Origin of the sequence: Nocardia pseudovaccinii NBRC 100343, assembly GCF_001613225.1 — a bacterium.
GTDB lineage: Bacteria > Actinomycetota > Actinomycetes > Mycobacteriales > Mycobacteriaceae > Nocardia > Nocardia pseudovaccinii.
The window spans coordinates 1-24,199 of record NZ_BDBY01000238.1 but is presented as its reverse complement, the minus strand read 5'-3'; the positions used below and the strand labels follow the sequence as shown (position 1 = coordinate 24,199).

Annotated in this window: 24 protein-coding genes; 14 read left to right on the top strand and 10 right to left on the bottom strand. The window is 65.5% G+C overall.

The window, feature by feature from the left end; translation table 11 throughout:
* Positions 1-254 precede the first annotated feature (254 nt).
* The 3 genes from NP3_RS29650 to NP3_RS29640 are packed head-to-tail and all read left to right on the top strand — an operon-like array spanning position 255 to position 2,697.
* Positions 255-845 (top strand): peptide deformylase, encoded by a 591-nt coding sequence (locus tag NP3_RS29650; RefSeq protein ID WP_063044905.1) that lies wholly within the window; start codon positions 255-257, stop codon positions 843-845.
* Positions 838-1,827, top strand: coding sequence for an N-acetylglutamate synthase, CG3035 family (locus tag NP3_RS29645; protein WP_063044904.1), 990 nt, complete (start codon positions 838-840; stop codon positions 1,825-1,827). The genes NP3_RS29650 and NP3_RS29645 overlap by 8 nt, the downstream gene beginning before the upstream one ends.
* Before the next feature lie 54 nt (positions 1,828-1,881).
* Entirely contained in the window at positions 1,882-2,697 is an 816-nt protein-coding gene (locus tag NP3_RS29640; RefSeq protein WP_063044903.1) for an exodeoxyribonuclease III, read from the top strand.
* Between the two features lie 3 nt (positions 2,698-2,700).
* Here the strand turns inward: NP3_RS29640 and NP3_RS29635 are convergent, their stop codons facing one another.
* Together NP3_RS29635 and NP3_RS29630 are read right to left on the bottom strand one after the other, a co-directional pair.
* On the bottom strand, positions 2,701-3,282 hold the full coding sequence (locus NP3_RS29635) for a Uma2 family endonuclease (RefSeq protein ID WP_063044902.1): 582 nt from the start codon (positions 3,280-3,282) through the stop codon (positions 2,701-2,703).
* 228 nt (positions 3,283-3,510) lie between these two features.
* Positions 3,511-5,433, bottom strand: coding sequence for an acyl-CoA dehydrogenase family protein (locus tag NP3_RS29630; RefSeq protein ID WP_063044901.1), 1,923 nt, complete (start codon positions 5,431-5,433; stop codon positions 3,511-3,513).
* Between the two features lie 140 nt (positions 5,434-5,573).
* Here NP3_RS29630 and NP3_RS29625 point away from each other — a divergent pair, with 140 nt between their 5' ends.
* From NP3_RS29625 to fahA, 3 genes are all read left to right on the top strand, one after another.
* Positions 5,574-6,200: a TetR/AcrR family transcriptional regulator gene (locus NP3_RS29625; protein WP_063044900.1), complete on the top strand. Its 627-nt coding sequence runs from the start codon at positions 5,574-5,576 to the stop codon at positions 6,198-6,200.
* Positions 6,201-6,336: 136 nt separating this feature from the next.
* Positions 6,337-7,593 (top strand): homogentisate 1,2-dioxygenase, encoded by a 1,257-nt coding sequence (locus tag NP3_RS29620; RefSeq protein ID WP_063044899.1) that lies wholly within the window; start codon positions 6,337-6,339, stop codon positions 7,591-7,593.
* Complete coding sequence (gene fahA, locus NP3_RS29615) at positions 7,590-8,765, top strand: fumarylacetoacetase (RefSeq protein ID WP_063044898.1); 1,176 nt, start codon at positions 7,590-7,592, stop codon at positions 8,763-8,765. Before NP3_RS29620 ends, fahA begins: the two co-directional genes overlap by 4 nt.
* 3 nt (positions 8,766-8,768) lie before the next feature.
* Here fahA and NP3_RS29610 read toward each other — a convergent pair whose 3' ends face one another.
* On the bottom strand, positions 8,769-9,455 hold the full coding sequence (locus NP3_RS29610) for a TetR/AcrR family transcriptional regulator (protein WP_063044897.1): 687 nt from the start codon (positions 9,453-9,455) through the stop codon (positions 8,769-8,771).
* Positions 9,456-9,550: 95 nt separating this feature from the next.
* On the opposite strand from NP3_RS29610, the gene NP3_RS29605 reads away from it, so the two are divergent.
* Positions 9,551-10,936, top strand: coding sequence for a lipase family protein (locus NP3_RS29605; protein WP_157124615.1), 1,386 nt, complete (start codon positions 9,551-9,553; stop codon positions 10,934-10,936).
* Positions 10,937-11,050: 114 nt separating this feature from the next.
* On the opposite strand, the gene thiC is transcribed toward NP3_RS29605, so the two are convergent.
* Complete coding sequence (gene thiC / locus NP3_RS29600; protein ID WP_063044907.1) at positions 11,051-12,676, bottom strand: phosphomethylpyrimidine synthase ThiC; 1,626 nt, start codon at positions 12,674-12,676, stop codon at positions 11,051-11,053.
* Positions 12,677-12,902: 226 nt separating this feature from the next.
* On the opposite strand from thiC, the gene NP3_RS29595 reads away from it, so the two are divergent.
* Complete coding sequence (locus NP3_RS29595) at positions 12,903-13,097, top strand: hypothetical protein (RefSeq protein ID WP_063044895.1); 195 nt, start codon at positions 12,903-12,905, stop codon at positions 13,095-13,097.
* On the opposite strand, the gene NP3_RS29590 is transcribed toward NP3_RS29595, so the two are convergent.
* Both NP3_RS29590 and NP3_RS29585 read right to left on the bottom strand, forming a co-directional pair.
* Complete coding sequence (locus tag NP3_RS29590; RefSeq protein WP_063044894.1) at positions 13,090-13,572, bottom strand: VOC family protein; 483 nt, start codon at positions 13,570-13,572, stop codon at positions 13,090-13,092. The two genes, NP3_RS29595 and NP3_RS29590, sit on opposite strands and share 8 nt — an antisense overlap.
* Before the next feature lie 67 nt (positions 13,573-13,639).
* Positions 13,640-14,047, bottom strand: a complete 408-nt coding sequence (locus tag NP3_RS29585) for a VOC family protein (protein ID WP_063044893.1) — start codon at positions 14,045-14,047, stop codon at positions 13,640-13,642.
* A gap of 58 nt (positions 14,048-14,105) precedes the next feature.
* On the opposite strand from NP3_RS29585, the gene NP3_RS29580 reads away from it, so the two are divergent.
* Positions 14,106-14,567: a MarR family winged helix-turn-helix transcriptional regulator gene (locus tag NP3_RS29580; RefSeq protein ID WP_063044892.1), complete on the top strand. Its 462-nt coding sequence runs from the start codon at positions 14,106-14,108 to the stop codon at positions 14,565-14,567.
* A gap of 27 nt (positions 14,568-14,594) precedes the next feature.
* Here NP3_RS29580 and NP3_RS29575 read toward each other — a convergent pair whose 3' ends face one another.
* Positions 14,595-15,134: a YceI family protein gene (locus tag NP3_RS29575; RefSeq protein WP_063044891.1), complete on the bottom strand. Its 540-nt coding sequence runs from the start codon at positions 15,132-15,134 to the stop codon at positions 14,595-14,597.
* Between the two features lie 2 nt (positions 15,135-15,136).
* On the bottom strand, positions 15,137-15,466 hold the full coding sequence (locus NP3_RS29570) for a hypothetical protein (protein WP_063044890.1): 330 nt from the start codon (positions 15,464-15,466) through the stop codon (positions 15,137-15,139).
* Positions 15,467-15,599: 133 nt separating this feature from the next.
* Here NP3_RS29570 and NP3_RS29565 point away from each other — a divergent pair, with 133 nt between their 5' ends.
* A complete protein-coding gene (locus NP3_RS29565; protein WP_063044889.1) occupies positions 15,600-18,380 on the top strand; it encodes an ATP-binding protein in 2,781 nt (926 codons plus the stop codon).
* 17 nt (positions 18,381-18,397) lie between these two features.
* Here NP3_RS29565 and NP3_RS29560 read toward each other — a convergent pair whose 3' ends face one another.
* Positions 18,398-19,873 carry an MDR family MFS transporter gene (locus NP3_RS29560; RefSeq protein ID WP_218024960.1) on the bottom strand — a complete coding sequence of 492 codons (1,476 nt, stop codon included), beginning with the start codon at positions 19,871-19,873 and terminating at the stop codon, positions 18,398-18,400.
* Positions 19,874-19,994: 121 nt separating this feature from the next.
* Here NP3_RS29560 and NP3_RS29555 point away from each other — a divergent pair, with 121 nt between their 5' ends.
* Both NP3_RS29555 and NP3_RS29550 read left to right on the top strand, forming a co-directional pair.
* Positions 19,995-20,564 carry a TetR/AcrR family transcriptional regulator gene (locus NP3_RS29555; RefSeq protein WP_063044887.1) on the top strand — a complete coding sequence of 190 codons (570 nt, stop codon included), beginning with the start codon at positions 19,995-19,997 and terminating at the stop codon, positions 20,562-20,564.
* A gap of 394 nt (positions 20,565-20,958) precedes the next feature.
* Entirely contained in the window at positions 20,959-21,435 is a 477-nt protein-coding gene (locus tag NP3_RS29550) for a DUF1772 domain-containing protein (RefSeq protein WP_063044886.1), read from the top strand.
* 83 nt (positions 21,436-21,518) lie between these two features.
* Here the strand turns inward: NP3_RS29550 and NP3_RS29545 are convergent, their stop codons facing one another.
* A complete protein-coding gene (locus NP3_RS29545) occupies positions 21,519-22,076 on the bottom strand; it encodes a TetR/AcrR family transcriptional regulator (RefSeq protein WP_063044885.1) in 558 nt (185 codons plus the stop codon).
* Positions 22,077-22,115: 39 nt separating this feature from the next.
* Between NP3_RS29545 and NP3_RS29540 the strand changes: the two genes are divergently transcribed.
* Positions 22,116-23,360 carry a KasA/KasB family beta-ketoacyl-ACP synthase gene (locus tag NP3_RS29540; RefSeq protein ID WP_063044884.1) on the top strand — a complete coding sequence of 415 codons (1,245 nt, stop codon included), beginning with the start codon at positions 22,116-22,118 and terminating at the stop codon, positions 23,358-23,360.
* Positions 23,361-23,441: 81 nt separating this feature from the next.
* Positions 23,442-24,199: thioesterase family protein (locus NP3_RS29535; protein ID WP_063044906.1), on the top strand; the 758-nt coding region annotated here is incomplete at its 3' end.

Genomic DNA, 24,199 nt, shown 5'->3' with positions numbered 1-24,199 from the left:
GTGACATCTTCGCTCGCAGAAGGGCCGTCCTGGATCCCGGAAAGATTCCGAGCCGCTGCGCCGTCCATCTTGCTCCCTCGCCGAGTGACCACCAGAGGAAAATGATGCTTGTACGTCGCGGATCATTCAACCACGGGCCGTGGGATCGCCCCAGCACCGTCGCGGCGTGTTCGCTACCGGTCGGTAGCGAGTCGCGACCACCCGCGATCGCGGCGGCTGCGACCCGTGCGAGCCCATCGGCAATAATTGCCCCCATGGCAATCCTCCCCATCGTGATCGTCGGTGACCCGGTTCTGCACAATCCGACCGAGCAGGTCACCCAGACGCCGGAGGAACTGGCCGAGCTGATCGCGGATATGTACGAGACGCTCGATGCCGCCAACGGCGTCGGACTGGCCGCGAACCAGGTCGGCGTGCCGCTGCGGCTGTTCGTCTACGACTGCCCCGATGTCGGCGCCAACGGTTCGGCCGTCCGGCGCAAGGGCGCGGTGATCAATCCGGTGCTGGAGACCTCGGAGATTCCGGAGACCATGCCGGATCCCGATGACAATGACGAGGGCTGCCTGTCGGTGCCCGGTGAGCAGTTCCCCACCGGCCGCGCCGAATGGGCGCGCGTCACCGGAACCGACGAGCACGGCGAACCGGTCGAGATCGAGGGCAAGGGTTTCTTCGCGCGTATGCTGCAGCACGAGGTCGGACATCTCGACGGATTCCTCTATGTGGATGTGCTGATCGGCCGCAATGCCCGCGCGGCCAAGAAGGCGATCAAGCGGAACGGTTGGGGCACACCGGGACTCAGCTGGATTCCGGGTAGCGTGCCCGACCCGTTCGGACACGATGACTGATCCTGCGGGTGATTCGTTATTGCCCGATATCCAGTTGGGTCGGCGCGTGGTGCTGCGGTACCGGTTGCCTGCGGGTTATCCCCAGCCACTCACAGATGTGATCGGGGAACTGGTTTCGCTGGATCCGCCTACCGTGCGGGCCGCGGACGGGCAGGTCGTCGCGGTCGCGGTGGATCGCGTGGTCGCGATGAAAGCGTTGGGGCCGAGGCCGATTCGCACCAGGGAGATTCGGGCACTGGAGGCCGCGGCGGCCTACGGCTGGCCCGGTATCGAACAGGGTTGGATCGACGGCTGGCTGCTGCGGGCCGGGAACGGCTATACCAACCGCGCCAATTCCGCTGTGCCGCTCGGCAGCTCGGACGGTCCGGCGGCGCTGGGCGCGGATACGATGCAGCGGATCGGCGAGTGGTACACCGCGCACGGGCTGCCGGTGCAGATCGCGCTGCCCGATCGGCTGGCAGCACTGCCACCGGGCTGGCGCAGTTGGCGGGAAACCAAGCTGCTGGCGATCGATATCGAGAATTTCGTACTGCCGCAGGGGCCGCGGATGGTGCGCATCGTGCCCGCACCCGATGACGCCTGGTTGTCGATGCACCGTTACAACGGCGAAGATCCTGCGACACAACCCGTTTCGACGCCGCCGGTGGCAGAGGTGCTGACGGCCGTGCACGACGGCGAGGTGGGTTTCGCCTCGCTCGGATTGCCGCAACCCATCGCGATCGGCCGCGGCGCACTCACCACCGCGCCGGACGGCCGCCGCTGGATCGGCCTGACCTGCGTCGCGGTGGCGGCCGAACACCGCAGGCACGGACTGGGCTCGCTGATCTGCGCGGAGCTGATCCGCTGGGGCGCCGACCGCGGCGCCACCCACGCCTATCTCCAGGTCGAGGCCGAAAATACCGGGGCCATCGCGATGTATCACGAGTTGGGCTTCCTCGACCACCACACCTACCGCTATGCCGTGCCGGACGGCTCTCGCTGAACCTGCGGTCCTGCGGTACAACAGACCTATAGCCCATTGCGAAGGAAGGCATCCGTGCGTCTCGCGACCTGGAACGTCAATTCGATCCGCTCCCGCCTCGACCGGGTGGCGGACTTCCTCGACCGCCAGGACATCGATGTGCTCGCCATGCAGGAAACCAAATGCCGCGACGACCAGTTCCCGTTCGAACGCTTCGACGAACTCGGCTATGAGGTCGCCCATATCGGGTTGAACCAGTGGAACGGTGTCGCCATCGCCTCGCGCATCGGCCTCGACGATGTGGAGGCCGCGTTCCCGGACCAGCCCGGCTTCGACAAGGATGCGGCCGAATCGCTGATCAGCACCCCGATCGTGGAATCGCGCGCACTCGGTGCGACCTGCGGCGGAGTGCGGGTGTGGAGCCTGTACGTCCCCAACGGCCGCACCCTGCACGACCCGCACTACACCTACAAACTGGAATGGCTTGCCGCCCTGCGCGCCAACGGCGCCCAGTGGCTCGCCGAGAATCCGCAGGCGCAGATCGCGCTGGTCGGCGACTGGAATATCGCCCCGACCGACGACGACGTCTGGTCCGTCGAATTCTTCGCCGACAAAACCCATACGTCCCAACCCGAACGCGACGCCTTCAACGCCATCGTCGAAACCGGCTTCGCCGACGTCATGCGCCCCTACGCCCCCGGCCCCGGCGTCTACACCTACTGGGACTACACCCAACTGCGCTTCCCCCGAAAAGAAGGCATGCGCATCGATTTCATCCTCGCCTCCCCCACCCTCGCTAACCGCGCAGTGGACGGGTTTGTCGACCGCGAGGAACGAAAAGGTAAGAGCCCCAGCGACCACGCCCCAGTGATCGCCGAATTCACCGACTGAGGATCAGCGCACCCAGTTCTTCAGCGGGTCGGTGTCCAGCTCGAGATTCACCGGTTCGGGCAGCTTGACCGTCGCTCCGAACGGCACCCTCAGAATCTGCTCGTATCGCCCCGACTGGGGGGAGCTATGGACGGTGACCTCGCACGAATCTCGGTCGATCAGCAGGTAGATCGGAATGCCAGTCGCCGCATATGCCCGCGGTTTCTCCTGCCGATCACGACGCTCGGTGTCCTGGTCGTTGGACGTCACCTCGACAACCAGCAGAACTGGAGCTGGATCGGCCCACTCCCCTTGGCCGACGAATGCCTCGGAATCGGCCAGTGCACCGTCCGGTCGCGCACGCCCCTTCTGGTACCGCTCAACCCTCAGTCCTTGTTCTGCAGCCAGAAACAGCTCGGGACGGAACAGCAAAAAGGTGCGGATCAACCACTGCATGATCCGTCCGTGGTCCCCATCCGGCATTGCCTTGGCCCCCAGTTGTCCGTCGATGAACTCGAGTCGCACACCCTCCGAAATACGATCGGCCGCCCGAGCAAGTTCCTCGAACTCCTCGGTTGTCATGAGTGACTCATGCACGGCGGTCATGTCCTAACGGTACAGGCGCGCAACCGATCGACACAGATCATGCGCAAGGCAACATCAGCGTATCGCCGTGGGGTCGGCGAGTCGTACCGCGACGACAATCCGTGTCGTCAGCTACGGGTTCATTTCATACCCATGCGCCCGATCTGCGATCGGCCACCGCACGGATCCAACGCCCAGATCTCTTGCCCGTTGGTCGCGCAGAACACGCCGTTTCAGCGGGCGTTCGATTCAAGGGTTCATTTCGTAACCACCCGCGTGTGCTCGGGCATGCGCGAGCACTTTGTCGAAGCGCACGCGGGAGGGGATCGGGCGGCGGACGAGGTCTAGGGCGCGGGTCTGTTGGGACTTGGTTGCGGTGGGCTTGGTATGCAGGGTCAGGGCGTTCTTGGAGAATTCGCGGACGAAGACGTCGAAGAGTTGGTCCAGGACATCTGTTGTGGTGCCCTCGATTTCGGCCTGTTCCAGGATGAGTTGGGCGTATGGCACGGCGGTGAACAGTTCGCCTAAGGCGAAGAGGAAATCTACGTCGCGCTGTTGTGTTGCGGTCGGCGCGGCGGCGGCCAGCAGGGTCTGGAAGGCGAGGGCCTGTTCCATGAAGAGTGCGACGTTCGGTACGTGCGCGAACTTTTCGAAGGCCGGGCGCCAGTCGCGGAAGCGGATTCGGCCGAGGCCGCTGCTCGGGCCCTGCCGGAACAGGAATTCGTCGTCGGCAGCATCGCGGCGCGTGGGCACGGGATCGTAACTGGCACCGGCTAATTCGGCGCGCAGCTTGGGTATCGCCGCACCGGCGCGCGGGGTGAGCTTGCGGCTCGACCAGCTCAGCGCACCGGAAACAGCCCGAACCGTCCCCTTGGGCGCGACACCCGCACCGGGCAGGTAACGCAGCGCGACCAATCCGGCATCGGCGGGATGGAACATGTAGTTGGCCATGAATTTCAGCGACAGCGCCATATTCACGTGCACGGTGCCTTCGAGCCGCGGCAGTCCGAAGAGCCCGAGCATCGCCATCGGGAAATACATATCGTTTTCGAAACCGCGGGCCGCGATCACATCCGCGAGATCCTCGGTGATCCGCTGTCCCTGCCGGGTCACGGTCATCTTCTCGATCGCGTTGAACAGCAGGTAGCGACGGTCGTCCGGGGATGCGGAGCGCATGTAGTCGATGGCGCGCTCACTGTAGAGCTTCATGCCGAGCAGCCGCGCGTAGGAATCGGTCAGCAGCGATTGCACCTGCGGGAACTCGGTTACCCGGTGCCCGAACAGGATTCGGTTCTCAGCGTGGGTGATCGCCTCGTAGAAGGCGTGTTCACAGGCGCCGACCGCACCGAATCCGAGATTGAACTTGCCGACATTGACCGTATTCATCGCGGCGTGGAAAGCATCCTCGCCGCGATGCAGGATGTCCGCCTCGGCGACCGGATATTTCTCCAGATCGAAGGCCGCCACATACATCTGGCTGTCGACGACATTGCGGCGCAACTTGTAGTTCTTGTGTTTGCTGTCCGCGACGAAGAACAGATACCCCTCGTAATCCTCCTGCGTCGGCTTGCTTTCCAGCGCCTTCGCGCTGTCGATGATGGGTTTGTCGGCCCGCCGACCGAATACCGACACCATCCCGGCCAGATTGCCGTTGCCGATGTAATGCTTACTGCCGGAAGCCGTATAGCCGCCACCAGGCTCGGGTGTAAGCACCATGTCCGTCGAGTAGACATCCGCGCCGTGTTCCTTCTCCGAGAGTCCGAAGGCGAAGATCTCACCGGAATCCAGCAGCGCGGCGGCCTGCTGCTTGGCGGCCTTGTTCTCGCTCTGCCAGATCGGGCCCAGCCCCAGAATGGTGACCTGCCAGACGTACCAGTAGGACATGCCGTAGAAGCCGAGAATCTTGCTCATCATGGCGATCCGGCCGGTATCCCAGCGCTTGTTCGGATCGCCATTGGCCTCGGCCGCCGGGGTGAGGAAGGTGGCGAAGACACGCTCGCGCTTCACGAAATCGAGGAAGTCGGCGTACCAGATCCGTTCCCGATCGTCGTGCTTCAGCGCCGCTTTACCCCTGGCCTCGAACCACTCCACGGTGGCGCGCAGGAGCCTGCGGGTCTCCGCATCGAACTCGGCGAATTCGCAGGTCTTCGGGTTGAACAGAGTTTCCGTCATCGATGACTCCTCATTGATCCGGACAACGAACCGGCCACTTCATTCGCGACTGTAGCATTATTGTTCACAGATGTAGGAATTTGATCTTCAGGCCCGGTACCAGGGCGAACTCGGTGAGCAACGCTGATATCTTGGTGCCCATGGGTAGCGAGACGGCGGTGCGGCCACGGCAGCGGGCACAGCATTTGGGCCCGGAGCGTCGCCGCCCCCAGGTGCTCGACACCGCGCTGGCGATTGCCGTCCAGCACGGTGTCGCGGCGGTCACCATGGCCGCGATCGCCGATCGGATGAATGTGACCCGACCGGTGGTCTACGCCTGCTTCCCGGATCGCGTCGAGTTGATCGAGGCGCTCATCCAGCGCGAGGAGAGCTTCCTGGTCGGCGGAGTGCTCGAGGTGCTGCCGCCCCGCGATGTCGACGCGGGCGAGACCGTATTCGTCGACGGCTTCCGCGCACTGCTGGAGAAGGCAGCCGAGCGACCGGATGCGTGGCGGCTGCTGTACGGCAATCCCGACCCGGCCGTTGCGGATTCGTTCGGGCGCGGTCGCAAGCTCGCCATCGAGCGCTGCACCACGCTGCTGCGACCGACGCTGCGCGCGTGGGGCACCGAGGACGCCGAGCGCAAGTTGCCGGTGCTGGTCGAGCTGTGGGTGTCCGCGGGTGAGGGCGCGGTACGCACGCTGCTGGCGAGCGAGGGCGGGTGGGATCCGCAGAGCCTCGGGGCCTTCGTCGGGGCGGCCGTGTACCGCGCATTGCGTCACGCCTGACAATTGTTCAGCACTTCACCCCATCGCTAGGCGAAATGCCGCAGAAGGCGGCAGAGGACCGACAAAATGTCCACCGTACCGGCCCTTCCGGCACTACGATGGAAGCAAATCCAGCGGTCCAGCCGGAGGTGCGGTCATGGCGTTCTATCGGCAGGTGGGAGCGGTGCCGCCGAAGCGGCACACCCAGCATCGAGACGACCGGGGACGGCTCTACTACGAAGAGCTGATGGGCGAGGAGGGCTTCTCCGGCGATTCCTCGTTGCTGTATCACCGCGGCCTGCCGCCCGCCATTGTCGATTCGACGGTATGGGAGCTGCCGAACCAGACTCTCACTCCGAATCATCCACTGCGCCACCGACATCTGCGCCTGCACGAACTCTTCCCCGGCGATACCCCGGCTGGAACCGATCCGATTACCGGCCGCCGACTGCTGCTGGGCAATGCCGATGTGCGGATCTCCTATGTGGTAGCCAAGGGCGCCTCACCCCTGTACCGCAATGCCATCGGCGACGAGCTGGTGTACGTGGAATCCGGTGCGGCCGTTGTCGAAACGGTCTTCGGCGCCGTCCCCGCGCGGCAGGGCGACCAGGTGCTGATTCCGCGCGCGACCACGCACCGCTGGCTACCGAGCGGCCCGGAACCGCTGCGCGCGTATGTGATCGAAGCATCCAGCCATATCACGCCGCCGAAACGCTATCTCTCGAAATTCGGTCAGCTGCTGGAACATTCGCCGTACTGCGAGCGGGATCTGCACGGGCCGGGGGAACCGCTGGTCGCCACCGGGACCGATGTCGAGGTGCTGGTGAAGCATCGACCCGGCGGTCAGGTGGTCGGCACGCGGATGATCTATGCGACGCACCCGTTCGACGTGGTCGGCTGGGACGGCTGCCTGTATCCGCTCACCTTCAATATCGCCGATTTCGAGCCGCTCACCGGCCGGGTGCACCAACCGCCGCCCGCCCATCAGGCATTCGAGGGGATCAATTTCGTGGTGTGCAATTTCGTACCGCGCAAGGTCGACTACCACCCGCTATCGATTCCGGTGCCGTACTACCACTCCAATGTCGACAGCGACGAGATCATGTTCTACTGCGGCGGAAACTACGAGGCGCGCAGGGGTTCCGGCATCGGGCAGGGTTCGGTATCGGTGCACCCCGGCGGTTATGCGCACGGTCCACAGCCGGGCGCGTATGAGCGCAGCATCGGCATCGATTTCTTCGATGAACTCGCGGTCATGGTCGATACCTTCCGACCGCTCCAACTCGGCGAAGGCGCGCTGGCCTGCGAGGATCCTGGATATGCGTGGACCTGGTCCGGTCGCGGACCGCAGTCCGACGGACACCGGCAACCGAATCAGCGCCCGCACGCGAATCAGCGCCGTGGGCCCGCATGAAGACCCGCATCGAGGTTCCCGACAACACCCTCTTCGGTCCGAACAATCTTCCCTATGGCGTCTTCGCGCCGGAGGGCCAGGACTTCCGGGTCGGTGTGCGACTCGGCGAGCAAGTCATCGATCTGGCCGCGGCACTGGAGGATCCGGTATTCGCCGAGCCGAGTCTCAATGCCTTCATGGCGGCAGGGCCACGTCGATGGCGGGAGGTGCGCGACCGGATCCGCGAGCTGATCGATCACGAAATCCCCAGGGAGGCCGTGCATCTACTGCACGATGTGCGCACCAAGCTGCCAGTAGAGATCAGTGATTATGTCGACTTCTACGCCAGCATCGACCACGCGACGAACCTCGGCAGACTCTTCCGCCCCGATGCCGAACCGCTACTGCCCAATTGGCGGCATCTGCCGGTCGGATATCACGGACGCGCGGGCACCGTCGTCGTCTCGGGGACCGAGGTCGTGCGGCCGCACGGCCAACTCCGAACCACCTCCGGCACACCAGCTTTCGGGCCGTCGCAGCGCCTCGATATCGAAGCCGAGCTCGGATTCGTGGTAGGAGTCGGATCCGAACTCGGCACACCCATCGATATCGACCAGTTCGCCGAGCACGTCTTCGGCGTCGCGCTGGTGAACGATTGGTCCGCACGCGATATCCAAGCCTGGGAGTACCAGCCGCTCGGACCGTTCCTCGGCAAGTCCTTCGCGACCTCGCTCTCGGCCTGGATAACGCCGCTGGCCGCCTTGGAGACCGCCCGCATTCGGCTGCCGAAGCAAGAACCCGAGCCACTGCCCTACCTGCGGGGCAGCCAGCGGTGGGGACTCGATATCGACCTGGCCGTGCACTGGAACGGCCAAACCGTCTCGCATCCACCGTATTCCCGGATGTACTGGTCACCGGCGCAGATGCTGGCCCATCTCACCGTGAACGGCGCTGCCACGCGCACCGGCGACCTCTACGCCTCCGGCACCATCTCCGGATCGGAACCGGACCAGCGCGGTTCGTTCATCGAATTGTCCTGGGGTGGAGCCGAACCCGTCACGGTGAACGGACTGCACCGGACCTTTCTGGAGGACGGCGACGAGGTGGTCATCACGGCATCGGCCCGGGGTGCGAATGCGCGGCGCATCGGTCTCGGCGAGGTCCGCGGGCGCATCTGGCATGCGCGCGAGTGAGATTCAGCGCGCGGCAGTACGTGCGCCCGCGTCGACAACGGCGATGAACCGCTGCAAATCCTCGATCAGCGTATCGACCGTATCGGGCGCGCCACCGTCGTCATGATGGTGCAGCCAGTCCGCGACGAGTTCGAACATGCCGCCAATAGCCGCCAGCGCCAGAGCGATTCGCTTGCGCTGCGCCTCCGGATCCGATGCCGCCGCACCCGACCACTGCTGATCGAGAAAGGCGGCCGACCAGCGCCGATTACTACGCCGTTGCCTCTCCACCGCGGGTGAGATGCCGCCCGCCTCGCCGAATGTCACCTTGGCCAGCCGCGGATCATCGGCAATGGCGTGCACGAAGGCCGCGATAATGGCCTGTGCGCGCTGCGGCCATGGCAGTTCGGCGGAGGCGGTGGCCGCCTCGATGGCCCGCTGCTGAATCTGCTCGGTGATGTGCGTGAGCAGCGCGACGTAGCACGCTTCCTTGCTGTCGAAATGATCGTAGAAACCCTTGGTCCCGACGAACGCGCGCTGACAGATCTGCTCGATCGACGTACCCGAAAAGCTTTGCTCGGCAAATAGTTCGGTGGCCGCGTCGAGCAGTTGGCTGCGCCGTTGCGCACTGCGCTGCTCGGCATCGAGACCACGGATGCGGCGCCGCGCCGGAGTCGGATCGGGCCGCGCGGCGGATTTGCTGCGGGTCATACCTCGACGATAGCCGGAGCAGTTCAGAAAGACTTCTTGTTGGTAACAGGAAGTCGTGTTGTAATCACTGTCACGTCGATGAGGAAGGAACAGACGTGGCAGTGATCGATGAGGATCCGATATATCGGCGCGGATTGCGCGTGGTGGCCGCGCTGTTATCGATGGCGATGGCACTGCTGATCGGAGGTGTCACGGCCACGCCCGCCACCGCTGTGCCTGTGCCGCAACAGGATTCGTTCTATCAACCGCCGGAGGGTTTCGAGGCGCAGGAAGTCGGCACGATTCTGCGCGCACGCGAGGTGCAGCTGGCGGTGCTGACCGTACTTCCGCTCAGCGTGCGCTCATGGCAGCTGCTCTATCGCAGCACCGATCTGTTCGGACAGCCGACGGCTGCGGTCAGCACCGTGATCCTGCCCGCGGGCGCGGATCCGAACCGGTCGCGTCCGCTGGTCTCGCTGCAGTTCTACTACGACAGTGCCAGCATCGCCTGCTCGCCGTCGTTCGTACTGCGGCAAGGCGCCGGGCTGCCGGGCGTCGAAGGCATCCACTCACAGAGCGAGCTGATCGCGATCGCCGCACTGATCAGCCAGGGCTGGGCCATTTCGGTGCCGGACTACGAGGGCCGCAACGGACATCTCGCGGTGGCCGAGGAGCCTGGATATATGACCCTCGACGGCATCCGAGCCGCCGAGCGTTTCGAACCGCTCGGCCTCGACGGCGCGAATACCCCGGTGGCGCTGTGGGGTTATTCCGGCGGCGGCATGGGCAGCGGTTGGGCCGCCGAGATGCAGCCGAGCTATGCGCCGGAGCTGAACGTGCGAGGCGCCGCGCTCGGTGCGCCGGTTTCGGATGTCGAATCCCTGCTGCACGTCAACGGATCCATGTTCGCCAGCCTCATCGGCATCGGCGTCTCCTCGCTCTACAACGCCTACCCCAAGTTTCGCGAAGTGACCGATCAGTACCTGACGCCCGAAGGCACGGCGCTGATGAACCGGACCAACTCACAGTGCCTGCCACGCAATGCACTGACCCAGATGTTCACCGATTACCAACGGATTCTGACGATTCCGATCGCGCAATACCTCGCGCTACCGGAAATCCGCGAGGTCTTCGACGCGACCGTCCTCGGCAAACACACCCCGACCGCACCGCTGTTCATCTATCAGGGCGTCCTGGACGAGGCCGTGCCGATATGGACCACCGATCGCCTGAACCAGCAGTGGTGCGCGGACGGCGCGTCGATCGTCTACAAACGCGACCACCTCAGCGAACACCTGACTCTTCCGTCGCTCGGCATGGCCGATACCTTCAACTGGCTGAAGTCCCGCCTGGCTCCCGATGCGCCGGATCAGGTCGGCTGTCGCACCGAGAACGTGGTTTCCATGCTCGCCGATTTCAACGCCCTGCTGACCCAGATCGAGATCAACTCGAACGCCACCTTCGGCGCCCTCGGTTTCCCGATCGGCCCACGCGAACGCTGATCACGCAACTGCCTCGGCACCAATTTGTGCGAATCCACTCCTGAGCGGCGGATTCTTCGTGTACCTTCCAAGGGAAGCCCCGGACCACCAGTTGGTCCGGGGCTATCGCCATTTTTACGACACGACCGGCAAATACACCTGTGCGCCGTGGTCGGCGAATTCGGCGGACTTCTCCGCCATACCGGCTTGCAGCGCCTCGGTCTCGGTGAGGCCCTGGCGCGCGGCGTATTCCCGGACATCGGCGGAGATGCGCATGGAGCAGAACTTCGGTCCGCACATGGAGCAGAAGTGAGCGGTCTTGGCGGGTTCGGCGGGGAGGGTTTCGTCGTGGTACTCCCGGGCGGTATCCGGATCGAGGGAGAGTGCGAACTGGTCGCGCCAGCGGAATTCGAACCGCGCCTTGGACAGCTCGTTATCCCGTTCCTGGGCGTGCGGATGACCTTTGGCGAGGTCAGCGGCGTGCGCGGCGATCTTGTAGGTGATCACGCCGACCTTGACGTCGTCGCGGTTGGGCAGGCCGAGGTGCTCCTTGGGCGTGACATAGCAGAGCATCGCGGTGCCCGCCTGGGCGATGATGGCCGCGCCGATGGCCGAAGTGATGTGGTCGTAGGCGGGTGCGATATCGGTGGCGAGCGGGCCCAGGGTGTAGAACGGCGCTTCCTCGCACAGCTCCTCCTCCAGCCGCACGTTCTCCACGATCTTGTGCATCGGCACGTGCCCCGGGCCCTCGATCATGACCTGCACGCCATGCGATTTCGCGATCTTGGTCAGCTCACCGAGGGTACGCAGCTCGGCGAACTGGGCCTCGTCATTGGCATCGGCGATGGAGCCGGGACGCAGGCCGTCACCGAGGGAGAAGGTCACGTCGTAGCGCGCCAGGATCTCGCAGAGTTCGGCGAAGTTGGTGTACAGGAACGACTCCTGATGATGCGCCAGACACCATGCGGCCATGATGGATCCGCCGCGCGAGACGATGCCGGTGACCCGCTTGGCGGTCAGCGGCACATAGCGCAGCAGCACACCGGCGTGCACGGTCATATAGTCGACGCCCTGCTCGCACTGCTCGATCACGGTGTCGCGGTAGATCTCCCAGGTGAGCGCGGTCGGATCGCCGTTCACCTTCTCCAGCGCCTGATAGATCGGCACGGTGCCGACCGGAACGGGCGAGTTGCGCAGTATCCATTCGCGCGTCTCGTGAATGTTCTTGCCGGTGGACAGATCCATGATGGTGTCCGCGCCCCAGCGGGTGGCCCACACCATCTTCTCCACCTCCTCCGCGATCGAGGAGGACACGGCCGAATTGCCGATATTGGCATTGATCTTCACCAGGAACTTCTTGCCGATAATGGTCGGCTCCAGCTCCGGATGCTTGTGATTGGCCGGGATGACCGCGCGACCGGCCGCGACCTCGTCACGCACCAGCTCCGGCGTGACGCCCTCGCGCGCGGCGATGAAGCGCATCTCGGGGGTAATGATGCCCTGCCGCGCCCAGGCCAGCTGGGTCGGCGGACCGTCGACCCCGGGCTTGGTCCAGCTGTCGCGCAGCTTCGGTAGACCGGCCTCCAGATCGATGGACGCCGTGTCATCGGTGTACGGGCCCGAGGTGTCGTAGACGTCGAAGTGCTCGCCATTGGTCAGATTGATCCGGCGCACCGGAATGCGCAGCTCATCGACCTCTTGGTAGTGCTTGACGCTGCCTTCGATCGGACCGGTGGTCACGGAATCTACAGGGGTGCCCATGAATATCCTCCCTACGCCGGCATTACCCGGTCAGGTTCATACGGTCGACGGCCCTGAACGCCCGAATTGGGCTAGCCGTCCTCTCAGCCCGCTGGTGCGAGCCCCCGTTGGTGTGTGAAATTTTCCCGCCCGACGATACCTTCCCACGTCCACGCCCCGCCCGGCGATCGGAGGAACATACAGCGAAGCGCCCGAGGCCTGACCGGGCGCCGGTACATTCCTCAGGGTGAAATTCATCCTGGAGGTAGATCTGGATGCCCTGCCCGAGGGCGTCGCCGCGCCCGCCGATCTCGCCGATGAGCTCGGCCGGATCCTGCGCTATTGGGGCGGAAACATGAAGCACTACCAGATCACCGAGGGTGACAGCTCCGCGATCTACAACTCCGGATACCGCGAGGTCGGCTCCTGGCAGATCAGCTGACCTTGCCCTCGTAGGCGTCCCGCATGCCCTGCAGGTCGATCTTCTGCATACCGAGCATCGCCTGCATGGCGCGGTTCGCGGCCGCCCGGTCGGTACTCGTCAACAGGGTGTCGGCTTCGACGGGCCAGATCTGCCAGGGAATGCCGTATTTGTCGTTGAGCCAACCACATTCGATCGGCTGGCCGCCGTCGGCGAGCAGTGCCGTCCAGAGCCGGTCGACCTCGTCCTGGCTGTCGCAATTCACCAGCAGCGACATGGCGTGGGTGTAGTGGTAATCGCCGCCGCCGTTGATGGCGGTGAACTTCTGTCCGTTGAGTTCGAAGTCGACGAGCATCGTCAGTCCGGCTTCGCGCGGACCCACCTCGGAGTAGGGCACGACACTGGTGATCTTCGAATCCTCGAACAGCGAACAGTAGAACTCGGCGGCCTCCTCGGCCTGGGTGTCGTACCAGAGGTTCGTGACGATTTTCTGCATGGTGGTCCTCCCGATCGGTGTGCCTGTATTAGTGCCGACGGTGCTGGCGGACGGAATTCATCGCCCGTCAGTAGGACTGGAGCTCGATCAGGGTACCCGCTGGGTCGCGCAGGTGGGCTGCGCGCAGGTTCGGACCCCAGTTCGGTCGATCGGTCGCGGCGGCGGCCAGGGTCGCGCCGTTGCGCAGGCACAGGTCGAGGCCCGTGCCGACGTCGGGCACCCGGCAGACGAACATCACGGCATCCTGCGCGGGTGCGGCGGTGACGGGCAGATCGGTGGTGCCGACGACTTCGGACATCGCGCCGCGATCGAAGAGCACGAGTACCGCTTGGTCGTCGACATCCCAGTTCGCGTAGGGGCCCGCCGCGGTGCCTTTGATCAGCTTCGCGCCGATGAGCTCCGGGAGGACGGCGTAGTAGAAGTCGAAGCATTCGGCGAAGCGGGTGACGAGCAGTCTCGAGTACAGGGCGTCCATGCCGTCTCCTTATTAGTAGGTGCGAACCTATCGTAGGTTCCACCCTATAATTTGTCGCATGGACTCCGCGCGTGCACTTCCGCCGAGCCTGCTCGGCCTCGAGACCTACCTGTTGTCGCGGGTGGGTAAGGTCGCGCGGGGACGGTTCACCGATCGGCTTGCGGCGCGCGGGCTTCGGCTGTGGCATATGGCGGTACTCGCCGCGCTCGCCGATTTCGGGCCGCACGCGCAGCGCGATCTGGGCATTCGGCTCGACATCCATCCGAGCGATGTGGCGAAGATCGTCGACGAATTGGCCAGTGCCGGCCAGGTCGAACGCACCCGCGATCGCGCCGATCGCCGTCGAATGTCGGTGCGGATCACCAAGACCGGCCGGGCCCTGCTGCGGGCCCTCGAGAAGGAGGCGCGACAGGTGCGTGACGAGATCCTCGCCCCACTCGGTCAAGCAGAGCGAATTATGCTGTCGGACATGTTGCTTCGATTGTTCGAGCACACGCACCCGAACTCCGGCGCGGACTGACCCCTCGTCGGCCCGCGCCGGAGATCGTCAGTCCGACTCGGCCTCCGGGCGCAAAAGCACATTCAGGTCGATCGCGATATACCGTCCGATCATCAACTCCGGTGCGCGGATACCGATTTCCCGCCGGTCCAGCACGGCATGGGCGAACAGCCGGACGGTGTCGTCGGGACCGAGGACGAATCTGGTTACGGTGCAGATGAGTTCGACCCCTCGCCCGCGCACCTGTGCCGTCCCGGCGACTCGCCACTCGCCAGCCGGATCCGTGATGTGGTCGGCGGTGAACGTCATCAGCGGATACCGGTCCAGATCGAGCAGGCGCCGGGCACGCAGATCCCGGTCGCGCCGGGCATGCGCGGTGTCGATCGCACCCAGATCGACCGTGCCGGTAACGGTTTCGGGCCTACCGCCGGGTCCGGTGGTCAACCGACCGTTCCGGATCGGCGCCCGGCCGTAGACGGTGCGGCCGAAGTTGGCAACGGTGAATTCGGCGCGGCTGTGCGCCGGATCGACCACCCAGTGTCGTTGGCCGCGTTGCAGCTGTGGCTCGACGAGCAATGTCCACGTCATGGCTAGCCCCGATCCGCATAGATGTCGGCGGAGCCGCGATGGGCGATCACCGGATAGGTCTCCACCCGGTCGGGGCCGGGCAGCAGTGCCATATCCTCGCCGGGCAGCAGTTCGGTGGCGAGGATCGCGCGCTGCGCGGCGAGCAGCACATCCTCGGATTCGGCGAACACCACGATCATCCCGGACCCGTCGTGGCGGCGCAGCTCGTAGGTGGTGAGCAGTCCTGGGACACCGGCGAGCGCCGGTTCGATGCGGTGCCGGGACGCGAAGTCCGCCGCGACCAATTGGTCGGTGCTGCGTGGTCCGTCGAAACAGACGAGTTGTGCGTACATCGGAAATACTCCTGATCTGCGGGAATGATGTCCTGAGCTTCGGCTGTACGGCAGCGGCGCGAATCAGTGCGACCACGTACGCGCGGTACTGAACCTCGCGCGCGGTCCGCCGAGCGCGTGGATACTGCTGCCTATGCAGGACCCGCTGATCGGTCGCCATCGCGAGCTCGCCCGCCTGCGGGCCGCTGTGCTCGCGGCCGCCGCGGGACCGGGGCGGTTGGTCCTGATCGACGGACCGGCCGGAATCGGCAAGACCCGGCTGGCCGAGCACACCGCGGCGCTGGCCGCCGAGTGCGGGCTGCGCGTCGGCCGTGGCTTCGCTGTCGACGATGCGGGGATGCCGCCGCTGTGGCCGTGGCATCGGCTCGGCCGCGACCTTCCGGAGTTGGCCGAAGCACTGGCGGGCGGCGACGCGGTGCGGTGGGAGGATTCGGCCTCGCAACGGTTTCGGATGTTCACCGTCTTCGCCGACGCGCTCGAAGCGGCCGCGGCCCCAGCCGGACTCGCGGTGGTGCTGGAGGATCTGCACTGGGCCGACCGGACCTCACTGCTGCTGCTGCGGCACATCGCCGCCGAACTCCCGCACCAGCGGTTGCTTCTAGTCGCCACCGCACGCGACAACGCCGACGGGCCCTATCTCGAACAATTGCCGGACCTGGTACGGATGCCGCACACCCAGACGATGCCGCTGACCGGACTATCGGTCGAGGAGGTCCGGTATTGGTTGCGCCACGCCGCGCCCACCCTGGATACCGCGGCCGCCGACCGACTACACGAACGCACCGGCGGCAACCCGCTCTACGTTCGGCTCGTCGTCGAATCGTCCGGCGAATCCGATCCGGATCCATTGTCCCGTCCGGGTTTTCGACGGCTGGCATTGGCACAGATCGATCGGCTCGACGCGGCGACCTGGACGGTATTGCGGGCCGCGAGCGTGCTCGGCGAGCGGATCGAACCGGAATTACTCGAGCAGCTCACGGGCGCCGATGTAGAAACGGCACTCGATACGGCAGTGACCGCCGGTGTGGTCCGGCACCCCGACAACGGCGCGGTCGCATTCGTCCACGCGCTGATCCGCGATGCGATCTACGCCGAATTGTCGCCCTCGCAGCGAATGTCATTGCACCGCAGCGCCGCCGAGTTGCTCGCCGCCCGCGCCGAGGGCGATCCTTCGGCGGCCGGACCGATCGCGACCCACCTGCGAAGGGCGAGCGGCCAGGACACCGACGCCGACTGCGCACACTGGGCTCGCATCGCCGCCGAATCCGCCCGCGCGACGACCGCCTACGACGAGGCGATCCGCTTCCACGAATGGGCGATCGAGGCGACCGGACCGAGCGCACCCGGCCCGCTGCGGGCCGAGCTGTTGATCGAACTCGCGCGCAGCGAATTCGAGGCCGGTCGCATCGACGACAGCATCGGCCATTGCGCACAGGCCGGGGCGATCGCGGAGCAGGCGAGCCGCCCCGACCTCGTGGCGGCGGCCGCGCTGGTGGTGCACGGTATCGGTACCCCGAAGGTATTCGCCACAGTGGATCAACTGTGCCGCAGCGCATTACGCGGCTTGTCCGCCGATACCGACAGCGCTTCGATCGCCCGGCTCACCGCGCATCGCGCCATGGCGGCCGCACAGATCGGCGAATGCGACCGTGCCAGAGAACTTTCCGCGACGGCCATGGCGACCGCCGAACGCAGCGGCGACCCCGACACTCTGCTCGATGCCATCCATGCCCGCCACCTCGCCCTTTCGGCGCCGCAATTCCTCGCCGAGCGAATGGGCCTCGTCGAACGCGCCATCGAAATCGGCGACCGGGCGCGTCAGCCGCTGGCCCGGCTGTGGGGCTATCTATGGCAGGCCTCGGCCGCATTCCAACTCGGTGATCTCGGCCTGGTCGACCGAGCGATCATCGAGCTGGAGCAGGTCGCCGAGCGGGGACGCCTGCCGATCGCCCGCTGGCATCTGCATCGACTCGATGCCACCCGCGCAGCACTGACCGGCGATTTCGCCGCCGCTCACGAAAGCAATAACGCCGCATTCGAACTCGCCATCCGGATGGGCGACGAGTCGCTGCTCGGTTTGCACCACGCGTTCCGCGGGCTGATGAACATGGTGCAGGGATATGTGTCCGAAACCGAAGCCGCCGAGCGATTCGCGGCGATGCGCCATGCGCCGCAGATACCGTTGATCCGGATCTTCCTCCCGATGACACGCGCCCTGGCGGGCGATCTCGACGAGGCACGCGCGCTGTTCCAGGAGTTCCGGGAATTGCCCGGTACCTTCCAGATCGGTCCGCATTGGCTCGGGCTGCTCTACAACCTCGGTTTCACCGCGGTGCTGTTGCGCGACAAGGAAACCGCCGAGCGCACCTACCAGGCGTTCGGCTCCGACGACGGCTACTACCTCGGCGACGGCGGCGCTGTGCTGTGCTCCGGTTCGATCGCCCGCCCGATCGCCGACCTCGCGTTCACTGCCGGACGAGTCGACGCCGCGATCGAGCACTACCAGCGTGCGATCGCGATGGACAGCCGGATCGGCGCCCGCCCATTTCTGGCGCTGAGCCGCCTCGGGCTGGCCGACGCGCTGCGCACCCGGGGCGCGCCCGGGGATCTGCGCGCCGCCCGGTCGGCGATAACCGAAGCGGCACAGGAATTTCGGCGACTCGATATGACGCACCGCCTGCGGGCCGCCGATGCGCTGCTCGCCGAGATCGACCGGGCGGGCCGCAACGCGAACCCGCTGACCGCCCGCGAAACCGAGGTCGCGAACCTGGTCGCGGATGGCCTCGCCAACCGCGAAATCGCCACTCGGCTGGTACTTTCCGAGCGCACGGTGGAGACGCACGTCCGCAGCATCCTGGCCAAGTTGGGATTTCAGAATCGAACCGAGATCGCGGCGTGGCGCCTGCGCTCCTGAGCAGGCGCCGTACCGCATCAGGCAGCGGCCTTGCTTTCGGGCTTGTCGATGGCGACCGGCTCGGGAGCCTTGCCGCGCAACGGAACTTCTTCGATGAACCAGGCGATCAGAAAGCCCAGTGCGCAGATGGCGGCGGCGGCCAGGAAGACGTGGCCGGTGCCGGAGGCGAAGGCCGCGAGATAGCCATGTCCCTCGGTGGGTACATGGCCCTGTAGCACCCTGGTGAACAGGGATCCGAAGGCCGCGACGCCGATTGATCCGCCCAGGGTTCGGAACAGTGTGACCGCACCGGATGCCGCGCCGATATTCGGCATCTCCACGCTGTTCTGCGCGACGGCGGTGGACAGCTGCATCGAGAAGCCGAGCCCGGTGCCCATCAGCGCCATGGCGAAACCCGTTGTCACACGGCCGGTTTCGGCGTCAATCATAGACAGCAGTACTGCCCCCGCGGTGAGGAACAGCCCGCCAAGGATGAAGAAGATCTTGTACTTGCCGGTCGCGGTCATCCGCTTCCCGACGATCTGGGAGACCACCAGCAGCGGCAACATCATCGGCAGCAGGAGCAGCCCGGAGTTCGCGGCCGATGCACCCTGTACCGTCTGCTGGAACAGCGGCAGATACAACACCGATCCGAACATGACCACGCCGCCGACCAGGGCGGTCAGTGCGGCCAGGGTGAGATTGCGGGTGCGGAAGATCCCCAGCGGGATCACCGGATCGACGGCCCGGCGTTCGATCACCAGGAATGCGGCCAAGGCGGCCACCGCGAGCACGGCGAGTCCGACGATCCGCGCCGAGAGCCACGCGTAGTCGACACCGCCCCAGGTCGCGATCAGCACCAGGGCGGCGATCGCGGTCGTGAGCGCGAGAATGCCCGCGTAGTCGATGGTCACCTTCCTGCGCGCGGCGGGCAGTTCGAGCCGCCACCACGACCAGGCGAAGGCCACCAGCCCCAGCGGAATATTGATATAGAAGGCCCAGCGCCAGTCGAGACCTTCGGTGATCACACCGCCGAGTAGCGGGCCGCCGATGGTGCCGACGGCCATCGTGGTGGCGGTCATGCCCTGATACTTTCCGCGTTCGCGCGGCGGGACCAGCGCGCCGATGACGGCGAATGCGGTGACCGCGATACCGCCCGCGCCGAGGCCCTGTAGTGCGCGGAATCCGATGAGCGCGGGCATCGACCAGGACGCGCCCGCCAGTACCGAGCCGACCAGGAAGACGCCGATGGCACTGAGGAATACGGTCTTTCGGCTGTACAGGTCGCCGAGTTTCGCCCATACCGGCGTCGAGATCGCCGACAGCAGGGTGTAGGCGGTCACCACCCAGGCGACGTGGGACAGTCCGCCCAATTCGCGCACGATCGTCGGCATCGCGGTGCCGACGATCGCGTTGTCCAACATTGCCAGCAGCATCGCCAGCAGCACCCCGGCCAGTACCAATCGGATCTGTCGCGTGGGTGCGGTTCTCGTCTCGGTCATTTCTGCGGACATGGCCGCTCACCTCCTTCTCGGCAGTTCAGGAACTGCCAACCGCTTCAGAAAAACACAGTCGCTACAAAAGTACAACTGCTCCGACTTTAGTGCAGATAGCCTAATCGGGTAGAGTTGCCGCATGACCGCGACGACCGGGCGCAGGGAGCGCAAGAAGGCACAGACGCGGCAGGCCCTGGCCGATGCCGCGACCAAGCTGTTCACCGAACGCGGCTACGACAATGTCGGCGTCCGGGAGGTCGCCGAGGCGGCGGACGTATCGCTGAGCACGCTGTTCAAGCACTTCCCCAATAAGGAATCACTGGTCTTCGACCTGGACGCGGATATCGAGGCCGACCTGGTGGCGGCTGTCCGCGACCGGACCGCCGGGCAATCGGTCATCCACGCACTGCGCGACTACCTGATGCGCACCCGCACCGCGCGCAGCGACGATCCCGGAATCGTGGCCTTTCATCGCCTGGTCGACTCGACGCCCGCGCTGCGCGAGTACGCGCACCAGATGCTGCTGCGGCACGAATCCGCGTTGGCGACCGCGATCGCCGAGGCGACCGGCGCACCGGCAGATGATCTCGCGGCCGCGGGACTCGCCCACTTCGCGCTGGAAGCCGCCAAAGTCGCGAGCACCAGGGAAGATCCGGCGAGCGCGTTCCACGAGTTGTTCGACCTGCTCGAAAACGGCTGGGGTCGGTAGCTTCCGGAGAACCGGTGCCGAGTTCGTGGTTGATCTCGGAAACCGCGCCCGCCTATCCGGCGCGTTCCGGCGGGACCAGCACCGCCGCGGCGGCGGTGATCGCAAGTCCGCCACCGAGCCCGAAGGCATGATCCCGCGGACTGATCCGATCAGATGCTCGCCGAGCGTCTGGCTGCAGCTGCGTTCCAGAATTTTACCCACCCCAGCAACCCCGCGGACACCGGCACACCTGTGTGACCATCCGGGATTCCATCAGCCTTCCCAGCATTTCAGCTAATAGCACGCTACCGATCCGATCGGTGCGATGGCATGTGGAATCCCGATATCGGTTGACTAAGAGTTCTAGCGTTGCTAGATTCTCTATCAACGCTACAAACAAAGAACGGAACAGCTCATGATCACCACACTCATCCAGGTCGTCGCCATCGTCTCGGTCCTCGCGAACGCTGTCGTCTACGGCACAGATGCCTGCTTCGCACTGATCACGCGGTCGGTGTACGACAAGCTGGACGACCGGACGGTGACCATCTCAGCGGGCTGGGGTCACTACTACGGCGACCGCAGGATGCCGATCGTCGGCATCAGCGGTGTCGTAACCGCCGTTGTCACAACGGCTCTCGCGGCGATCTGCGGCCACGCGGCAGCGGCGATCGCCGCGGGTATCGCCGTCGTGGCGCTGGTGACCTGGCTCGGCATCTACGTTCGGGTTGCGAAGCCGGTGAACGCCCAGCAGACCGCCGCGGCGCACTCCGGCGTCATTCCGTCGAATGCCCGTGCGCTGCAGGACAAGTGGAACAGCGTGATCAACGGCCGGGTGGCCCTGCAGTTCACCGCCATCGCCGCGCTCTGCGCCGCGATCGCCCTCGCCTGACGCTCCTCATCGAAAACCCTGTGTCGGCCACACATGCAAGGTGCGGCCGACACAGGGTTTTCGCATGCTCCGAAATATGTTGCCTAGCGGATGGTTTGGTCGATCAACCTGCGCGCCGCCCGGTCGGTGCGCGCCACGTCACCGGTTATCAACCGATCCTGAATGATGCCGCGTAGCCCCGAAACCAACAGCGTGGCAACGGCTTTCGGATCATCGATGGACTCGATTCGGCGCAGCGCATCCGCGAGCGTCCCGATGAAGGTCGCGATCGCGGCATTCGCGTATTCGCCATAGGGACTACCCGGCGCACAGGCCGCCCCCAGCACCTGCAGCAGCACCCGCACACTCGTCGTGGCCTCCCCCGCGATATTCACCGCACAGAATTCACCGAGCCGCTCGCGCAGCGAAGCCGCATCGGAGACCCCCGCGAAGACCGCCGCGATATCCGGGCGCTGTGTGGTCAGCGCCTGTACCAGCAGTTCTTCCTTGGTGTTGAAGTAGTGGATCAGCATGCGCGAGCTGGTGCCGAGTTCTGCGGCGAGCGGGCGCAGCGACAGGTCACCGAGGCCGTGGGCGGCGATGTATTCGACGACACCGGCCAGCAGGTCGGCGCGTTTCGCGTGGTCGAGTGGACGAGCCATGGGTTGACTGTAGCGATTGGTACAGGTATTCATGACATCGTGACTGTAACAATCGCTTCAGAAACTTGCCCGACCGTCGTGGTCACCGCGGTCGCCGCGACCACGTCGATCGCCGATGACATCGACCAGACCTGGTCCGGACTGCTCGCCGGGCACAGCGGTATCGGCATGCTCGCCGACGATTTCGTGGCCGACTACGATCTGCCGGTCCGCATCGGCGGCAAGTTGAAGTCACGGCCGGGCGATCAGCTCACCCGCGTCGAACAGCGCCGCCACTCCTATGTCGAGCAGATGGCCCTGGTCCTGGGCCGCAAGGTCTGGCGCAATGCGGGCGCACCCGAGGTCGAGGGTGAGCGGCTCGCGGTCGTCATCGGCACCGGGCTCGGCGGCGGCGACGCACTGATCAATGCCGTCGATTCGATGCGCGACGGCGGCTACCGGAAGGTGTCGCCGATGTCGGTGCCGATGGTCATGCCGAATGGTCCGGCCGCGACGGTTGGGCTCGAAATCGGTGCCAAGGCAGGGGTTTTCGCGCCGGTCTCGGCCTGTTCCTCCGGTTCGGAGGCGATCGCGCATGCCTGGCGGCTGATCACCACCGGCGAGGCGGATGTGGTGGTGGCCGGTGGCGTCGAGGGGCATATCGATGCGGTGCCGATCGCGAGTTTCGCCATGATGCGGGCGATGAGCACGCGCAATGACGAACCTGAGCGGGCGTCGCGGCCATTCGACCGGGATCGCGACGGGTTCGTCTTCGGCGAAGCGGGGGCACTGCTGGTGCTGGAGTCCGAGCGGCATGCGCGGGCGCGCGGTGCGCGGATCCACGGCCGGGTTTTGGGCGCGGGGATCACCTCGGACGCCTATCACATCGTCGCGTCGGAGCCGGAGGGCATCGGCGCGGCGCGCGCCATGCGAAAGGCGATATGCACTGCCGGACTGCAGGTTTCGGATATTCAACACGTCAATGCGCACGCCACCTCGACATCGATCGGCGATGCGTCGGAAGCCAACGCCATCACCGCGGTGACGCCGGAGGCATCGGTCTACGCGCCCAAATCCGCACTCGGCCATTCGATCGGCGCGGTCGGTGCGCTCGAATCCATCCTCACCATGCTGACGCTGCGCGACCAAATCGTCCCGCCCACATTGAATCTCGATAATCGAGACCTGGAGATCGACCTCGATATCGTGGCGGGCGCGCCCCGCGAGCAGCGCATCGACTTCGCGCTCAACAACTCGTTCGGCTTCGGCGGCCACAATGTCGCCCTGGCCTTCGGCCGGGCGTAGCGGTGGCTGCTCGTTGCCGCGGGGTAGCGTCGTAGCAGAATCGTTAACCGTACGAACAATCCAGCGGAACGGGACAACGACGTGGCCGACGCCTTCTACACCCCAGATCCGGCGAACCCGAATCGGTTCGTCTCGACCGAACTGACCCGCGGTCCGTGGTCACCCGACGCCCAGCACGCCGGACCGCCATCCGCGCTGCTCGGACACGCGATCGAACGCTGTGAGCCGCGGGCCGGATTCCAGGTCGGGCGGGTCGCGGTGGAAATCCTCGGCCCGGTTCCCTTGGAGCCCCTGACGGTGCAGACGCGGGTGGCCCGCCCCGGGCGCAGCGTGGAGCTGATCGAAGCAATTCTGTCCACCGATCGCGGACCGGTCATGCGGGCGAATGCCTGGCGATTCAAACTCGCCGAGCCGGAGCTCGAACTGCCCGAACAGTTCCTGCCGACCGGCGCCCGTCCCGGACCGGATCAGGCAGTGCCGTCCCACTTTCCGTCGACCCAACCCATCGGTTTCCACACCGGCATCGACTATCGCTTCGTGTCCGGGTCGTTCGCCGATCCCGGCCCGGCGATCTGCTGGATCCGGCTGAAATATCCGATCGTCGCCGGTACCACGCCGAGTCCGCTGGAACGCACACTCGCCGCGGCGGATTCGGGCAATGGTGTCAGCCGGGTGCTGGATTGGAACCGATACCTGTTCATCAATACCGATCTCACGGTCACGCTGCACCGACAGCCGGTCGGCGAATGGGTCTGCCTGGACGCCGCCACCTATCCGCAACCGCACGGCATCGGCTTGGCCGAGTCCGCGCTCTTCGACGAGAAGGGTCCGCTCGGCCG

Excerpts from the sequence above, each read along its gene's own strand:
- NP3_RS29585 (WP_063044893.1), bottom strand. The coding sequence starts at position 14,047 with ATGGACGCCCTGTACTCGAGACTGCTCGTCACCCGCTTCGCCGAATGC.
- NP3_RS29565 (WP_063044889.1), top strand. The coding sequence starts at position 15,600 with ATGCAGGACCCGCTGATCGGTCGCCATCGCGAGCTCGCCCGCCTGCGG.
- NP3_RS29590 (WP_063044894.1), bottom strand. The coding sequence starts at position 13,572 with ATGCAGAAAATCGTCACGAACCTCTGGTACGACACCCAGGCCGAGGAG.
- NP3_RS29650 (WP_063044905.1), top strand. The coding sequence starts at position 255 with ATGGCAATCCTCCCCATCGTGATCGTCGGTGACCCGGTTCTGCACAAT.
- NP3_RS29610 (WP_063044897.1), bottom strand. The coding sequence starts at position 9,455 with ATGACCCGCAGCAAATCCGCCGCGCGGCCCGATCCGACTCCGGCGCGG.
- NP3_RS29620 (WP_063044899.1), top strand. The coding sequence starts at position 6,337 with ATGGCGTTCTATCGGCAGGTGGGAGCGGTGCCGCCGAAGCGGCACACC.
- NP3_RS29575 (WP_063044891.1), bottom strand. The coding sequence starts at position 15,134 with ATGACGTGGACATTGCTCGTCGAGCCACAGCTGCAACGCGGCCAACGA.
- NP3_RS29545 (WP_063044885.1), bottom strand. The coding sequence starts at position 22,076 with ATGGCTCGTCCACTCGACCACGCGAAACGCGCCGACCTGCTGGCCGGT.
- NP3_RS29570 (WP_063044890.1), bottom strand. The coding sequence starts at position 15,466 with ATGTACGCACAACTCGTCTGTTTCGACGGACCACGCAGCACCGACCAA.
- NP3_RS29550 (WP_063044886.1), top strand. The coding sequence starts at position 20,959 with ATGATCACCACACTCATCCAGGTCGTCGCCATCGTCTCGGTCCTCGCG.
- thiC (WP_063044907.1), bottom strand. The coding sequence starts at position 12,676 with ATGGGCACCCCTGTAGATTCCGTGACCACCGGTCCGATCGAAGGCAGC.
- NP3_RS29580 (WP_063044892.1), top strand. The coding sequence starts at position 14,106 with ATGGACTCCGCGCGTGCACTTCCGCCGAGCCTGCTCGGCCTCGAGACC.
- fahA (WP_063044898.1), top strand. The coding sequence starts at position 7,590 with ATGAAGACCCGCATCGAGGTTCCCGACAACACCCTCTTCGGTCCGAAC.
- NP3_RS29555 (WP_063044887.1), top strand. The coding sequence starts at position 19,995 with ATGACCGCGACGACCGGGCGCAGGGAGCGCAAGAAGGCACAGACGCGG.
- NP3_RS29630 (WP_063044901.1), bottom strand. The coding sequence starts at position 5,433 with ATGACGGAAACTCTGTTCAACCCGAAGACCTGCGAATTCGCCGAGTTC.
- NP3_RS29645 (WP_063044904.1), top strand. The coding sequence starts at position 838 with ATGACTGATCCTGCGGGTGATTCGTTATTGCCCGATATCCAGTTGGGT.
- NP3_RS29560 (WP_218024960.1), bottom strand. The coding sequence starts at position 19,873 with ATGTCCGCAGAAATGACCGAGACGAGAACCGCACCCACGCGACAGATC.
- NP3_RS29625 (WP_063044900.1), top strand. The coding sequence starts at position 5,574 with ATGGGTAGCGAGACGGCGGTGCGGCCACGGCAGCGGGCACAGCATTTG.
- NP3_RS29635 (WP_063044902.1), bottom strand. The coding sequence starts at position 3,282 with ATGACCGCCGTGCATGAGTCACTCATGACAACCGAGGAGTTCGAGGAA.